The organism is Streptomyces sp. NPDC025651, from assembly GCF_055558735.1.
In genome coordinates this window covers 285,599-300,640 of record NZ_JBVHLZ010000009.1, presented here as the reverse complement: position 1 = coordinate 300,640, position 15,042 = coordinate 285,599, and the positions used below count along the sequence as shown (strand labels likewise).

The following is a 15,042-nucleotide window of genomic DNA, read 5'->3' as shown; positions in this document are numbered from 1 at the left end:
GCTACGCCACTCTCTTTCGTCCGGTCGCGTCGGCGAGCCGCTCGGCCGCCGAGACGAGGGAGGCGCGCGGGTCCTCGCCGTGCAGCAGCACGCCGTTGACGGCGGAGATGGTGATGTCCTTCTCCTTGGCGTCGTCCTTCGTGTACTCGATGGGCGGGATGCGCCGGGCGAGTCGCGCGAACACGGCACCCGTGCGCTGTCCGCCGAAGTACTCCTGTCTCCGGCTCAGATACGGGTCTTCGAGCGCGGGCAGGTAGGCGGGGAAGAGGCCGTCGCGCTTGAGCATGGCCACCTGGTTGCCCTTGTCGGCGAGGACGAAGCGGATGAACTCCCAGGCGGTCTCGGGGTGTTCGCTCTGGGCGGGGATGCAGAGGGTGGAGCCGCCGATGTTGGAGGTGCGTACGCCGTCGGCGGTGAACCCGGGCAGCGGTACCACGCCGAACTTCCCCTTCAGCTCCGGCATCTCACCGGTGAGGGTGCCCGTCCACCAGGCGGCGTTGGGGGTGGTGGCGACCTTGCCGTCCTTGGTGGCGGTGACCAGGCCGTCCCAGTTCTTCTCGTAGGCGAGGAGCCCTTCCTCGGCGAGCCGCTTCATCAGCGTCAGGGCCCGTACGGCGGCCGGGGTCTCCAGGGCGATGCGGCCGCCGCGGAACGAGGACTGGCCCTGCTGCTGAAGGAGCATCGGGAACATTCCCGCTCCCGTCGGATCGTGGACGAGCAGCTTGCGCCCGGTGGCCCGCTTGACGCGGACGCCGGCGCGGAGGTAGTCCCCCCAGGTCCGCAGGGACTTGGGGTCGACGTCGGCGGCGCGCAGGTGGTCGGCGCGGTAGAAGAGGGCGCACGGGCCGATGTCCCACGGGATCCCGAAGACCTTCGTGCCGTCCGTGCCGCCGGTGACGGTGCGCCAGGCGGCGCGGTCGAAGTCGGCTTCGTGGCGGCGGGCACGCCGTGCCACGTCGTAGAAGCCGCCGGGGAAGTTGGCGGTGTAGCGGGGCAGGTAGCCGCCCTCGACGGTGAGGACGTCGGCGAGTCCGGTGCCGCCGCGCAGGCCCACGGTGATCTTGTCGTAGGCGTTGTCGTAGCCGATGTCGACCACGTCGACGCGCACGTCCGGGTGGCGCTCCTGGAAGGCGTGCCGGAGCCGCTTCATCGCGGTGGCGGCCACGTCCCACGACCAGACGGTGATCCTGCCGGTGAGCTTGCGGCTTCCCGTGCCTTCGGGGCCTTCGTCCTCCCCTTCGCCGCCCAGCTCACGCGGGCCGCCGCCCGCTCCGCCCGCCCCTCCCATGGCGCAGGAGCCGAGCAGCGCGGATGCCGAGGCGGCGAGTCCCGCGGCCACAACTCGCCGCCGGGGTGGTCTTGTTGACACTCTTGCCTCCTGAGGACTGAATGCCTAATTCTGTATTCAGAACACTGAATGACATGACCGACCGTCAAGAGGCCTGCGCACAAAGACTTCTGCACCCGAAGACTTCTGCACACGCGAAAGGTGCGGCATGACCCACCCGTACATCCCGAACGCGGTGCCCGCCGTCCGACAGGCGATGCTCGACGAGATCGGCGCGGCGAGCGTCGAGGAGTTCTACGCCGACATCCCCGACTCCATCCGCCTGCACCGCCCCCTCGACCTGCCGGAGCCGCTGCGCTCGGAGGCCGAACTCACCCGGCACATGGAGGAGTTGCTCTCCCGCAACACCACCACCCGTCAGGCCCTCAGCTTCCTCGGCAAGGGCTGCTACCAGCACCACGTCCCCGCGGTGGTCGACGAGGTCGTGAACCGCGCCGAGTTCCTCACGGCGTACGCCGGCGAACCGTACGAGGACCACGGCCGCTTCCAGGCCCTGTGGGAGTACCAGTCGATGATGGCCGAACTGCTCGACGTGGAGGTCGTCAACGTCCCCGTGTACGACGGCTTCCAGGCCGCGGGCACGGCGCTGCGCATGGCGGGCCGGATCACAGGGCGCCGCCGCCTCGTCGTGGCCACGGCGCTCGACGCGGACAAGCTGTCGCGCGTACGGGACTACGTACGGCCCGACCACGACGTGACGCTCGTCCCCGTGGACCGGGAGACCGGCCGCGCGGACCTCGCCGCGATCCGCGGGGCACTGGACCCGGGCGACACGGCCGCCGTGTACGCGGAGGCCCCCTCGGCCGTCGGACTGGTCGACGAGCACCTTCCCGAGCTCGCCGAACTCGCCCACGCGGCAGGGGCGTTGTACGTGGTCGGCTGCAATCCGCTCACCCTTGGCGTGCTCGCCCCGCCGTCCTCGTACGGCGCGGACATCGCGTGCGGCGACATCCAGCCGCTCGGCATCCACCAGAGCTTCGGCGGCGGCAACGCCGGGTTCATCGCGACGCGCGACGAGGAGCACCTGGTGGCCGAGTTCCCCTCGCGCCTGTTCGGGCTGGTGCCCACCGAGGTCGAGGGCGAGTACGGCTTCGGCGACGTCGCCTATGAACGGACCTCCTTCGCCCGGCGCGAGGAGGGCAAGGAGTGGGTCGGCACGGCGGCCGCGCTGCACGGCATCGGCGCCGGGGTGTATCTGGCACTGATGGGGCCGCGGGGCATGCGCGAGATCGGCGAGACCATCCTCTCCCTCACCGCGTACGCGCGGCGGCGCCTGGCCGAAGTCTCCTGTGTGGACGTGCCGTTCGGGGACGCCCTGCACTTCGCCGACTTCACCGTCCGCTACACCGGCTCCCGCACGGCCGCCGACATCCGCGCCCGCCTGAAGGAGCGCGGCATCTTCGGCGGCGTGCCGACCGGCGAGCGGGAAGCGGCGTACTGCGTCACCGAAGTCCACACCAAGGCCGACATCGACCGGCTCGCCGCGACCCTGGAGGAGATCGTCAAGTGAGCGACCACCACGCGTCCGCGCCCGTGCCGGTGACGCCCGAGGACGCGCGGATCGCGGCGAAGCCGCGGCTGCGCCGGTTCCGGCAGGCCTCCTGGGACGAGAAGCTGGTCTTCGAGCTCGGCGGGCCGGGTAAGCGGGGTGTGCTGCCACCGGCCGCCGACCCCTCGCTCGCCGTCCCGCGGATCCCGGCCGCCCTGCGCCGCACGGCACCGCCCGCACTGCCCGAGCTCTCCCAACAGCAGGTTCTGCGCCACTACTTGAGGCTCTCGCAGGAGAACCTCGGCGCCGACCTGAACATCGACGTCGGCCAGGGCACCTGCACCATGAAGTACAGCCCGAAGGTCAACGACCGGTTCGTGCGCGACCCCCGGATCGCCGCGCTCCATCCGCTCCAGGACGAGGACACCGTCCAGGGCGTGCTGCGCGTCATCCACGACCTGGAGCGGCTCCTGTGCGAGATCTCCGGCATGGACCGGGTCTCGCTCCAGCCCGCCGCGGGCTCCGCGGCCATCTACACGAACGTCGCCATGATCCGCGCCTACTTCGCGGCGCGCGGCGAGCTGGAGCGGCGCGACGAGGTCATCACGACGGTCTTCTCGCACCCCTCGAACGCGGCCTGCGCGAAGACCGCGGGGTTCAAGGTGATCACGCTGCACCCGGACGCGGACGGCTACCCCGACATCGGGGCCCTCAAGGCGGCGGTCGGCCCGCGCACCGCGGCCCTGCTGATCACCAACCCGGAGGACACCGGCATTTACAACCCGCGCATCGAGGAGTTCGTGCGGATCGTGCACGAGGCGGGCGGCCTGTGCTCCTACGACCAGGCGAACGCCAACGGCATCCTCGGCATCACCCGCGCCCGTGACGCGGGCTTCGACCTGTGCCACTTCAATCTGCACAAGACGTTCTCGACGCCGCACGCGTGCGGCGGCCCCGCGGCGGGCGCCTGCGCGGTGACCGAGGAGCTGGCGCCGTATCTCCCTTACCCCACAGTGGAGTCGGAAGGAGACCGGCTGTTCCTGGATCACGACCGGCCGCATTCGGTCGGCAAGATGCGGCCGTTCTACGGAGTCGTGCCGAACCTGGTGCGCGCGTACGCCTGGATCAGGTCGCTCGGCGCACAGGGGCTGCGGGCGGCGGCCGAGACGGCGGTCCTCAACAACAACTACCTGCTCCACAAGGTCCGGCGGATCCCGGGCGTCTCGGTGCCGTACGCGCAGGGACGGCCGCGCGTGGAGCAGGTCCGCTACAGCTGGCAGAAGCTGCACGAGGACACCGGCGTCCACTCGGAGGACATCGGCCTGCGCGCCGCCGACTTCGGCACCCACTACTGGACCAGCCACCATCCCTACGTGGTGCCCGAGCCGATGACCCTGGAGCCCACCGAGTCCTACAGCCGGGCCGACCTCGACGAGTACGCGGAGATCCTCGCGGAGGTCGCGCGCGAGGCGTACGAGGACCCTGAGACCGTGCGCACGGCGCCGCACCGCTCCAGCGTCCACCGGGTGCGGCCCGAGGCGCTGGACGACCCGAAGACGTGGGCGGTGTCCTGGCGGGCCTACCGCCGCAAGATCCTGGGCGAGCCGGCGTGAGGACCCCGCGTGTCGGCCTGGTGGTCAACCCGGTCGCCGGGCTCGGCGGCCGGGTGGGTCTCGGCGGCACGGACGGGCCCGAACGGGCCGCGCGCGCGGTGGAGTTGGGGGCACGCCCGCTGGCCGGTGCGCGCGCGGCCCAGGCGGTGCGGGCGCTGCGGGCCGTGGTCCCGGATCCGGTGGTCGTGACCGTGCCGGGGGTGATGGGGGCGGATGCGGTGCGGGCGGCGGGTCTTGAGCCGGTGCCGGTACGGGTGCCCGTGCCCGCCCGTACCACCCCCGCCGACACCCTCGCCGCGGTCCGCGCCGTCGTCCGCTCCGGCGTCGAGCTCCTGCTCTTCGCCGGTGGCGACGGCACCGCGCGCGACGTGCTGGGCGCGCTCGGCGCAGCCCGTTGCCCCGTCCTCGGCATCCCGACCGGCGTCAAGATGCACTCGGCGGTCTTCGCGGTCGGCCCGCGCGCGGCGGGCGAGGTCGCCGCAGCCTGGCTGACGGGAAAGGGCGGCGTACGGCTGCGGGACTCCGAGGTCATGGACCGCGACGACGCCGCGCTGCGCGAGGGCCGGGTGGCCTCGCGGCTCTTCGGCTGGCTGCCCGTGCCCGACGTACCGGCGCGGGTGCAGCAGCGCAAGACGGGCGGCACGGCCGCCACCGCCGAGGCGTCCTGGGGCATCGCGGCGGAGACCGCGGGGCGCGTCGGCGACGGGCTGCTCGTCCTGGGCCCCGGCAGCACCACCCGCGCCGTGGCCCGCGCGCTCGGCGCCGACGCCTCGCTCTCCGGGGTCGACGTGCTGGCCCTGCGCGAGGGCCGCGCCGAGGTGGTGGCGCGCGACGCGGGCGAGGCGGAGCTGCTCGCGCGGATCGGCCGGGGGCGCTGCTGGATCGCGCTCTCCCCCATCGGCGGCCAGGGCTTCCTGCTCGGCCGCGGCAACCAGCAGATCTCGCCTCGCGTGCTGCGCGCGGCGGGCGGCCGCGAACGGCTGCTCGTCCTGTGCCCGGAGCAGAAGCTGGCGGCGCTCGGCGGCCGCCCGCTGCTCCTCGACACCGGTGACCCGGCCCTGGACGCCGAGTTGACCGGATACCTGCCGGTGCTCACCGGGCACCGGCGCGTCTCCCTCTACCCCGTGACCAGCTGATCCCCAGGGACAAGGAGCACACGATGATCTCTCTCGACGGAAAGCGCGCCGTCGTCACCGGTGGCGGCGCCGGCATCGGACGCGCCACGGCCCAGGTCCTCGCCGAGCTCGGCGCCCGCGTCGTGGTCGCCGACATCGACGCGGAGGGCGGCGAGCGGACCGCGAAGGACACCGGGGGTGTCTTCGTACGCTGTGACGTGTCGCGGCGTGCCGACTGCGAGGCCGTGGTGGCCACCGCCCAGGACCGCTTCGGCGGCGTCGACGTCCTCTTCAACAACGCGGGCGTGATCCGCCGCTCCACGGTGTGCGAGATCACCGAGGACGACTGGGACCTGGTGATGGCGGTGAACGTGCGCTCGATCCTGCTGATGAGCCGTCTCGTCATCCCGGGCATGGCGGCCCGGGGCGGCGGCTCGATCATCAACACCGGCTCCGGCTGGGGCATTTCGGGCGGCGCCCGCGCGGTCTCGTACTGCGCGTCGAAGGGTGCCGTCGTCAACATGACCCGCGCCATGGCGATCGACCACGGCCCGGACAACATCCGCGTCAACTGCGTGTGCCCCGGCGACACCGCCACCGGCATGCTGGCGGAGGAGGCCCGGCAGCTGGGCGAGCGGGCGGACGCGTTCTACGCCGAAGCGGCCGACCGCCCCCTCGGCCGCGTCGGCCAGCCCCACGACATCGCGCGGACGGTGGCGTTCCTGGCGTCCGACGCGGCCGGGTTCATCAGTGGGGCGATCATCCCCGTCGACGGCGCAGGTACCGCCTGACCAGCCGGTGGCGGATAATCGAGCAACCGAAGGGGAGGGCCGCCGCACATGCCAATCGAGAACCGACCGCTGCGTGAGCAGGTGAAGGAGGAACTGCTCAGGCGCCTCGGCAGCGGCACGATCGCCACGAACGAGACGATCAACGAAGTGCAGTTGGCCGCCGAGCTGGGTGTCAGCCGTACGCCGCTGCGCGAGGCGCTGATCACGCTGGAGCGCGAGGGCGTCATCACCAGCGAGCGCGGCAAGGGCTTCCGCTTCACGCCGCTGAGCGCCCAGGAGTTCCGCGACCTGACGGCGATCGTCACCACCCTGGAGGCGCTCGCCCTGCGGTCCACCGCCCCCGAGTACCTCGCGACGATCGCCCCGCAACTCCTCTCGGAGGCAAGGGCGTTCGCCGCCCCGCAGGCCCCGCACGACGTGATCGAGCGCTACGACGACGCCTGGCACGACCTGCTCCTGTCGGGCTGCGCCAACGGCCGCCTGATGCAGCTGATCACGTCCCTGAAGGTCACGATGCACCGTTACGAGCGCGTGGCCCTCGGCGACCAGGACGTCCTGGAGCGCTCCGCCGAGGAGCACGAGCGCATCGCGCTGTGCCTGCAGCGCGGCGACCTGGAGGCGGCGACGGCGGCACTGGAGGACAACTGGAACAGCGGAATGGACCGCATCCTGAAACGCCTCAAGCCCTAGGGCCTGTCCAAAGGATCAGGAGCGGCAGCGCCTGGGGCCGCTTCCCGTGATCCGAGGACGGGTCCGATCCTGTGTGCACGGTGCTGCTGTGCGGCCGCCTGCGTGGCTGGGCGCGAGGTCGTCCGTTTCCGCGCCGTCACGGTCCGCCGTAGTCATAGTCGGGCACTTTCTTGCTGATCGTCCCGCAGGCCGACGGGAGACGGGAGGCTTCTTCCTGCTGATCGTCCCGCTGAGCGGCGGGTGGCGGGAGCTTCGCGCATCCCGGATCGGGACGGAGGAGGCGATCATGGACGCACGGCGACAGCGGGCAGCAGGCAACCTGCCCGCGGAGACCACGGTGCTGGTCGGGCGACGGGACGAACTGGCAGAGCTGCGCCGATTGTTGGGGCGGTCCCGGCTGGTGACGCTGGCCGGTGTCGGCGGAGTGGGCAAGACACGGCTCGCACTGCGGGCGGCACAGGACCAGCAGTCCGCGTTCCCGGACGGGGCATGGTGGGTGGAGCTGTCACCGGTGAACCGGGCGAGCCACGTGCTGCCCTACGCCCTCGCCGAGGCGCTGCCGCTGACCGACCAGACCACCCGGCCCATGCTGGAGGTCGTGGCCGAGTACCTGGCCGAGCGGGAGGCACTGCTGGTCCTTGACACCTGCGAACACCTGGTGGAGGACTGTCAGAAGGCGGTGGCCACGCTGCTGACCACCGCCCCCGGGCTGCGCATCCTGGCCACCAGCCGCCGCACCCTCGGCCTGCCCGGGGAGGAAGTCCTCACCCTTGAGCCGCTGCCGGTCCCCGAGTCCGATGACGATGACGCGGCGGACGCGCTGGTGCTGCTGGCCGAGCGGGCCGCCACGGCAGTGCCCGGGTTCGTCCTCCCCGGATCCGACCTGGCCGAAGCCGCCCGGCTGTGCCGCCGCCTGGAAGGACTGCCGCTCGCCCTGGAACTGGCCGCCGCCCGCCTGCGCGAGCTGTCGCTGGCCGAGCTCAACCAGCGCCTGGACGACCGCTACGCGGTCCTCGGCAACACCGAGTCCGCGGACTACGACGCCGATCCCCCCTGGCACCAGGCCCTGCGCACCGCGATCGGCTGGAGCCACCAGCTGTGCACCCCTGCCGAACGGCTCCTGTGGGCCCGCCTCTCCGTCTTCGCCGGCAGCCTCGACGCCGCCACGGCCCAGCAGGTCTGCGCCGACGAGCACCTCCCGGCCCGGCGGATCCCGCCCCTGCTGGGCGCCCTGGCGGAGAAGTCGATCCTGACCTGGCAGCCCACCGGAGGCGGCGAGCGCTACCGGATGCTGGACACCATCCGCGAGTACGGGGCCCACTGGCTGCGCGACCTCGGCGAAGAGGACGTCCAGCGCCGCCGCCACCGCGACCACTACCTGGACCTGGCCCGCCGGGGCGACGCCGCCTGGATCGGCCCCGACCAGTTCCCCTGGTACGACCGGATGACCGCCGAGCACGACAACCTCCGCACCGCACTGGACCACAGCCTCGCCGAACCGGCCGACCACGACCACACCGCGCTGGAGCTGGCCGGAGCACTGTGGTTCTTCTGGTACGCCTGCGGGTTCCTCAAGGAAGGCCGCCTCTACCTGGACCGGGCCCTGGCCTCCGACACCGCACCCTCCCGGGAGCGGGCGAAGGCCCTGTACGCCAGCGGCATCCTGCTGCTCCTCCTCGGCGATCTGCCCGCCCTCGAACAATGCGCCGCCGAGTCCACCGCCCTGGCCGCGCACTTCGGCGACACGGAGCAGGCGTACGCGACGGCCACCGACCTGCGCGTAACAGCCCTGCGCGGCGACCTGGCCCAGGCGGTGTCGCTGGCCGAGGCCCTGCTCGCCACGGACTGGCGCGAGCGACCGCTCACCTTCCTCCCCCTGGCGGCCCTGGTGATCGGCGCCCACGCGCACGTCTTCACAGGCCACCTTGAGGAGGCCGTCGCCTGGCTGGACGAGCTGAGCAGCGTCTGCGCACGCAACGGCGAGCGCTTCATGCGGGCCTGGGGCGACACCGTCCACGCCACGGCCGAACTGGCCCGCGGCCGCCACCGGGCCGCGCAGGAGCACGCCCGGGCCGCCCTGCTCGTCAACCACCGGCTGCGCGACGACGTGGGCACCGGCATGGCCCTCGAATCACTGGCCCAATCCGCCACCGCCACGGGCCAGAACACGGACGCCGCCTGGCTGCTCGGCCTGACCACGCAACTGTGGGAGAAGCTCGGCAGTGCGCAGGCGGGTGTCCCCTCGCTGGTGACCGCCCACCGCGCCTGCGAACAGCAGACCCGCACCGCCCTCGGTGAAGACGCCTACGAGACCGCGTACCGCGCCGGCTACGCCATCGACCTCGACACCGGCATCGCCCACGCCCTCAACCCCGCCCCGCCTCCCTGACCCAACAGCCCCTCCCCTGCACGCCGCCGGGACTGCCCGGTCGTGCCGGCATACCCGGATCGCTGGCTACTGCCGGAAGCCGGCTACCTGTCACGCCGGTCGCGCGGTGCGCTCGATCCCGATGTCGTCCAGGTAGGACCAGCCCTCCACGGCTTTCCCGTTGAGGTTGTCCAGGGTTTGCGTCTGTCCGGGCGGGATGCTCCCGACATGGATGTCGGTGCTCACCCCGTCCACGGTGACCGTCATCGGCGTTACGTAATAGCGCGACGGGTTATGCACCTGCACCGTGCCGTCGGCGCAGGTGAACTGCAGCGCCTCGGCGGCTTCAAGAGCCGTGCCCGGCAGCCCATTCGGGCGATGGAACAGTTTGATGCGCTGCTGAACAGCACCTCGCAGGGAATCGTCTCCTTCCGTGCCTGTCGAACTCGGCGGGGTTCCCTGAACGTAGAGGAAGAACAGGCTCTCCCTGTCGTCAGGCAGGGCAGTGGCCGCCCCGGGCATGTAGGAGATCCTGATGGCCGTGTCCCTGCCCCCGTCCACGATCTGGCGCGCGGGGGACACCACGAACGGCACCTGGACCTGCCCCGGCTGTGAATCAGCGCCCCTCTCGTCGACCCACGCCTCGCACAGCGCAGGCCGTGTCCCCGGGTTGGCTATGTTCACGGACGTGCTCTTCTGACCAGAGCGATATATCAGGCGCGTCGGAATGACCTTGATCGGCATGTGGCCTCCTTGGTTGGGCAAGCGGACCCCGGACGAGCCCACGGCGATCATGATCACAGCGCGGCTCCACACGGTGACTACCGTTTCGCCTACGGCGATCACATCTGGTAGCGGTGCGCGCCTTCGCTCTGCCCATCAGCTTTGCCGCATCCCACCAGGCGCGGCACCCCCAACAGCCCCGCCGGTCGGACGATTCGGCGCTGTCTCAACGCCCGCCGACCGAACAGCCCGGTGAGAGGCCCTGGCCTTCGCTCGACCGGCTCCCGGGACGCTCGGTGCGGCGCCAGGGCGAGCACGAACGCCGCGCCCACGAGGACGGCCGGCACAGCGGGCGCCGGGACGTGACTCTGCGTCCGGCTGGCCACGTTGGGGTGTACGCGGACACGGCTCTTCCACTGGCCACCACGCTTGCCGTTTCGGGGCACATGGGGCCGCAGCCGTGCCCACTCGCCGCTCGATAAGTCGCCCCACCCCACGAGGCAACCAACAGGTGGCGCACGAACCAGTCACCGATCCATCGGACAGGCCCTAGCCCCGCTCCTCCTGACGCCGCTCCTCCTGACGCCGCTCCTCCCGGCCCCTGTCCCCGTCCGGGCGTCGCGCCACGAACACGAACTCGCGGCCCGGCCGGTCGGGGGCGTCGCGGACGTCGTCCACGACGTACCCCTGGGCGGCCAAGTCGGCCTCGACCTCGGCGCGCTCGCGAAAGCGCAGCGTCGAGTCCGAGGTCGCCACCTGCCCGTCCGCGGTGAAGACGTAGGTCCAGCGGAACGTCACCAGCGGGCCCTCGACGTCGGTCACCTCGGCCCAGCTCTCGACCGTCCCGGCGCCGGGGACCTCCGTGACCCCGTGGGTGGCCTCGCGGTTCCACCCCTCCCAGGCCCTGCGCGCCGGGTCCCGGGTCTCGAACACCAGGCGTCCGCCGGGACGCAGGGCCTCGCGGACGCCCCGCAGGCTCGCCCGCCAGGCGTCCGGATCGATGATGTGCTGGACTACGTTCGCCGTCATGGTGGCCAGGTCGACCCGCAGCGGCGGGAGTTCGGTCGCGTCGCCGCGGAGCCAGCGCACCCGCTCACCACCCGGCTTTGCGCGGGCCACGTCGAGGGAGGCGGCCGCGGGGTCGACGCCGACGACGTCGATGCCGCGCTCGGCGAGCAGCAGCGCGAACACGCCCGTTCCGCAGCCGATGTCGAGCACACTGCGCGCGCCGAACTCCTCGGCCATGCGCAGATACGCGTCGAGATCACTGCGGTCGGGGTCGAGCGGGTCGTAGAGCGCGGCGAGGCGCGGGTTGCCGTAGGCCTCGTCGACCGTGGTGCGGGCGGAGTCGTCCGTCATCGCGCGGCCCCTCAGGCGGCGGCGCGTGCGGCGCGCCACTCGGGGGCGAGCACCGACCAGACCTCGGTGTCCTGGCGCACGCCCCGGTAGGGGTCGTTCTCGCGGAGGACGCCGTCGCGGCTCATGCCGAGCCGTTTGGCCACGTTGATGCTGGCGGTGTTCTCGGCGGCGACCAGCCACTCCACGCGGTGCATGCCGCGCTCGTCGAAGGCCCAGTCGACGAGGGCGCGCACCGCGCGGGTGACCAGGCCGCGCCCCGCGGCGTCCGGCTCCAGCCAGCAGCCGGCCTCGCAGGTGCCGGTCGTCGTGTCGAAGACCCGGAAGAGGACGCCGCCGACGAGGCGCCCGTCGAGCCGGATGCCGTACAGGCGGCCGGTGTCGGCGGCGGCCCTGTCGGCGTACACCTGGAGCCAGGAGCGCGCGGCGTCGAGGTCGGCCGCGACGTCGGGCAGACCCACGTACCGGCCTATGTAGTCGCGGCCGCGGTCCATGTGGGCGAGGAACTCCTCGGCCTGCCAGGGCTCCAGGGGGCTCAGCTCGGCTCCGTCCCCCAGCGACATCGCGAACATCCTCATCCTCCACAGTGGCCGTGCGTGATCCCTGGATCTTCGCATGGCCGCCTCGGCGCCCTACGCCCGCTGGGAGCGGTGGGCGAGACGGGCCGCGGCGGTGCGGCCGCGGCGCTCCACCGGCAGAGCCCCCTTCGCGCCCGCGAGGCCGAAGGGAGGCATGTCGAAGTAGATCGACTCGTACGAGCCCTCCGGGGCGATGTACGTCTCGTGCCACAGCCCCACGTGTCCACGGGTCCTCCCGGCGCGGACCTTGCGGTTGACGATCCCCCAGGCCTTGTGGTGGAAGGCGTCGGGTGCCTTGGCGTAGGCGTAGAGCTTGTCCTTGGACTCCCAGTACTGGACCACGTAGTACGTACGGGGTGACGCGGTCAGCAGGACGCGGCCGAGCAGGCCGCGCCCGGGGTCCTTCTCCAGTTCGCGGAGCATGCGCAGCATGGCGAGCATCACGCGCCCCCAGTGGTGTACCGCCCAGAAGTGGTTGACGCGCATGCCGATGAGCAGGACCGTCACGTCCCCTTCGGCGTCCGCGGTGGTGTAGCCCGGCGTCGGCTTGGCGAACATGCGACTCCCCCAGTCGGTGCGCCGCCGCGGGCAGCGCGGCGGGCGCTGGCTCCAGCGCTGATGTAATCGGCGATTACATCAGCGCGCGAAGAGGGGGTCAAGGGATCGGCAGGTGATCAACAGCCCTTGTGGCGCGCCACGTTGACGACACCCAGGCCGAAGGTGTCAAGGACCTGTTCGGCCAGGTGCTCCGCCCGGTCCGGTGGCAGATATCCGTCGACGATCATCTGCGAGAGTCCATAGACGAGCGCCTGCCCCGCGAGGCCCACCACGGCGGGATCCCCCGCGCGCAGTTCGCCCGCACGCTGGTCGGCGATAACGACGCCTGCGAAGGCCTCCTGGATGGCGGCCAGGCGCTCGTCGAGCTCGGCCGGGCGGCGGGGGCCGAACACCCAGGGCTTGACGAGTTCGAAGCGGTGCGGGTGGCGGATCGCGTACCGCACGAAGCCGAGCCCGAAGGCGCGCATCGCGGAGCCCTCCGCCTTCTCGACCTCGGCCAGCTGCCACGCCTCGTAGTCGGCCAGAATTCGCACCGCCACGGCGGTCAACAGCGCCTGCCGGTCGGCGAAGTGACGGAACGGCGCCCCCGGGGAGACCCCGGCGCGGCGCGCGATCTCACGGACCGTGACCCGCTCGGATCCCTCCTCGTCGAGGAGTTCCAGCGCCGCGGTGACGAGGGCCTCGGGGAGTGAGCCGTGGTGGTAGCCGGAGCGCGCTGCGGGCTTGTCCTTCATGCCCGCAGTGCTACCACACACCGCCGAGAGGCCGCAGACGCAAGCAGGTTGAGCGGAGGAGACGATTCCGGACATGCGCCCCGCGGGCCATCTGGCCGGTCTTGCCGTGGAGATATAGATGCCCCAGGCATCTAATGGGGGACGTAAGGGAAGAACTGCGCTTGCGAGGTACATCGATGACGGAGTCAACGAAGTCGGCGGAGCCCGTGCAGCCGACGCAGCCCATCGCCTTCCCCCAGGACCGCACGTGCCCCTACCACCCACCGGCCGCGTACGCGCCGCTGCGCGAGGAGCGGCCGCTCTCCCGCGTCAGGCTCTTCGACGGCCGCTCCGTGTGGCTGGTCACCGGACAGCCGGCGGCCCGCGAGCTCCTCGCCGATCCCCGCCTCTCCTCCGACCGGACCCACGACGCCTTCCCCTCGCAGTCCGAACGCTTCGCCAAGTCCCGCGACCGGAGCGTCGCCCTGCTCGGCGTCGACGACCCACGGCACAACACCCAGCGCAGGATGCTGATCCCCAGCTTCTCGGTCAAGCGCATCGCGGCGCTGCGCCCGCGGATCCAGGAGACGGTCGACCGGCTCCTCGACGCCATGGTCGAACAGGGGCCGCCCGCCGAGCTGGTGAGCGCCTTCGCGCTGCCGCTCCCGTCGTTCGTGATCTCCGAACTCCTCGGGGTGCCCTACGCCGACCACGACTTCTTCGAGGAGCAGTCGCGGCGGCTGCTGCGTGGGCCCGGCGCCGACCAGGTGCTCGCGGCACGGGACGAACTCGACGCGTACTTCTACGCGTTGATCGACCGCAAGCGCCGGGAGCCGGGCGACGGGCTGCTCGACGGGCTGATCCACCAGCAGCTCGCCTCGGGCGCCGTGGACCGCGACGAACTGGTGAGCCTGGCCACGATCCTGCTGGTCGCGGGGCACGAGACCACGGCGAACATGATCTCCCTGAGCGTGTTCACGCTGCTGCGGCACCCCGAGCGGCTCTCCGAGCTGCGGGAAGGGCTGCGGCAGGGACGGCCGCTGATGCCCGCGGCGGTCGACGAGCTGCTGCGCTTCCTGTCCATCGCGGACGGGATGATGCGGGTCGCCAAGGAGGACATCGAGATCGCGGGCAGCACCATCCGCGCCGATGACGGCGTCATCTTCTCCACCTCCCTCATCAACCGCGACGGCACGGCGTACGAAGCGCCCGAGGAACTGGACTGGCACCGCCCCGACCGGCACCACCTCGCCTTCGGCTTCGGCGTCCACCAGTGCCTGGGCCAGAACCTCGCCCGCGCCGAGATCGAGATCGCCCTGCGCTCGCTCCTCGAGCGCCTGCCGGGGCTGCGACTCGCCGCTCCCGCGGAGGAGATCCCGCACAAACCGGGCGACACTCTTCAGGGCATGCTCGAACTGCCGGTCACCTGGTAGGAGTTGGGCATGACGAAAGAGACGACCGGTAAAGCGATCCACATAGACCAGGACCTGTGCGTGGGCGCGGGCATGTGCGCGCTCACCGCGCCGAACGTCTTCACCCAGGACGACGACGGCCTCAGCGAACTGCTGCCGGGCCGCGAGGACGGCGGCGGCGACCCGATGGTCGCCGAGGCCGTGCGGGCCTGCCCGGTGCAGGCCATCAGCGTCGGGGAGAGCTGACCGCGGGGTGGCGTGAGGGCGGCGCGCTCGGCCGCGCGGGCG

Annotated in this window: 14 protein-coding genes; 8 read left to right on the top strand and 6 right to left on the bottom strand. The window is 71.9% G+C overall.

What is annotated here, in order from left to right:
* Position 1: 1 nt before the first annotated feature.
* Positions 2-1,369, bottom strand: a complete 1,368-nt coding sequence (locus tag ACZ4D5_RS30060; protein ID WP_467775577.1) for an ABC transporter substrate-binding protein — start codon at positions 1,367-1,369, stop codon at positions 2-4.
* A 127-nt stretch (positions 1,370-1,496) separates the two neighbouring features.
* On the opposite strand from ACZ4D5_RS30060, the gene gcvPA reads away from it, so the two are divergent.
* The 6 genes from gcvPA (at position 1,497) to ACZ4D5_RS30030 (ending at position 9,435) form a co-directional block, all read left to right on the top strand.
* On the top strand, positions 1,497-2,858 hold the full coding sequence (gcvPA, locus tag ACZ4D5_RS30055) for an aminomethyl-transferring glycine dehydrogenase subunit GcvPA (RefSeq protein ID WP_467775576.1): 1,362 nt from the start codon (positions 1,497-1,499) through the stop codon (positions 2,856-2,858).
* Complete coding sequence (gene gcvPB / locus ACZ4D5_RS30050) at positions 2,855-4,450, top strand: aminomethyl-transferring glycine dehydrogenase subunit GcvPB (protein ID WP_467775575.1); 1,596 nt, start codon at positions 2,855-2,857, stop codon at positions 4,448-4,450. Before gcvPA ends, gcvPB begins: the two co-directional genes overlap by 4 nt.
* Positions 4,447-5,586 (top strand): ATP-NAD kinase family protein, encoded by a 1,140-nt coding sequence (locus ACZ4D5_RS30045; protein WP_467775574.1) that lies wholly within the window; start codon positions 4,447-4,449, stop codon positions 5,584-5,586. The genes gcvPB and ACZ4D5_RS30045 overlap by 4 nt, the downstream gene beginning before the upstream one ends.
* A 23-nt stretch (positions 5,587-5,609) precedes the next feature.
* Positions 5,610-6,356, top strand: a complete 747-nt coding sequence (locus tag ACZ4D5_RS30040) for an SDR family NAD(P)-dependent oxidoreductase (RefSeq protein ID WP_467775573.1) — start codon at positions 5,610-5,612, stop codon at positions 6,354-6,356.
* A gap of 48 nt (positions 6,357-6,404) precedes the next feature.
* Positions 6,405-7,046 (top strand): GntR family transcriptional regulator, encoded by a 642-nt coding sequence (locus ACZ4D5_RS30035; RefSeq protein ID WP_467775572.1) that lies wholly within the window; start codon positions 6,405-6,407, stop codon positions 7,044-7,046.
* 286 nt (positions 7,047-7,332) lie between these two features.
* Positions 7,333-9,435, top strand: coding sequence for an ATP-binding protein (locus tag ACZ4D5_RS30030; protein WP_467775571.1), 2,103 nt, complete (start codon positions 7,333-7,335; stop codon positions 9,433-9,435).
* A gap of 90 nt (positions 9,436-9,525) precedes the next feature.
* Here ACZ4D5_RS30030 and ACZ4D5_RS30025 read toward each other — a convergent pair whose 3' ends face one another.
* The 5 genes from ACZ4D5_RS30025 to ACZ4D5_RS30005 all read right to left on the bottom strand — a co-directional run bounded on the left by ACZ4D5_RS30025 (position 9,526) and on the right by ACZ4D5_RS30005 (position 13,363).
* Positions 9,526-10,158: a fimbrial biogenesis chaperone gene (locus ACZ4D5_RS30025; RefSeq protein WP_467775570.1), complete on the bottom strand. Its 633-nt coding sequence runs from the start codon at positions 10,156-10,158 to the stop codon at positions 9,526-9,528.
* Positions 10,159-10,686: 528 nt separating this feature from the next.
* Complete coding sequence (locus ACZ4D5_RS30020) at positions 10,687-11,496, bottom strand: class I SAM-dependent methyltransferase (RefSeq protein WP_467775569.1); 810 nt, start codon at positions 11,494-11,496, stop codon at positions 10,687-10,689.
* A gap of 11 nt (positions 11,497-11,507) precedes the next feature.
* Positions 11,508-12,065: a GNAT family N-acetyltransferase gene (locus ACZ4D5_RS30015; protein ID WP_467775568.1), complete on the bottom strand. Its 558-nt coding sequence runs from the start codon at positions 12,063-12,065 to the stop codon at positions 11,508-11,510.
* A 60-nt stretch (positions 12,066-12,125) separates the two neighbouring features.
* Positions 12,126-12,629, bottom strand: a complete 504-nt coding sequence (locus ACZ4D5_RS30010; protein WP_467775567.1) for a DUF4188 domain-containing protein — start codon at positions 12,627-12,629, stop codon at positions 12,126-12,128.
* A gap of 116 nt (positions 12,630-12,745) precedes the next feature.
* Positions 12,746-13,363, bottom strand: coding sequence for a TetR/AcrR family transcriptional regulator (locus ACZ4D5_RS30005; RefSeq protein ID WP_467775566.1), 618 nt, complete (start codon positions 13,361-13,363; stop codon positions 12,746-12,748).
* A gap of 176 nt (positions 13,364-13,539) precedes the next feature.
* Between ACZ4D5_RS30005 and ACZ4D5_RS30000 the strand changes: the two genes are divergently transcribed.
* Together ACZ4D5_RS30000 and ACZ4D5_RS29995 are read left to right on the top strand one after the other, a co-directional pair.
* Entirely contained in the window at positions 13,540-14,775 is a 1,236-nt protein-coding gene (locus ACZ4D5_RS30000) for a cytochrome P450 (protein ID WP_467775565.1), read from the top strand.
* 9 nt (positions 14,776-14,784) lie between these two features.
* A complete protein-coding gene (locus tag ACZ4D5_RS29995; RefSeq protein WP_467775564.1) occupies positions 14,785-15,000 on the top strand; it encodes a ferredoxin in 216 nt (71 codons plus the stop codon).
* Positions 15,001-15,042 lie beyond the last annotated feature (42 nt).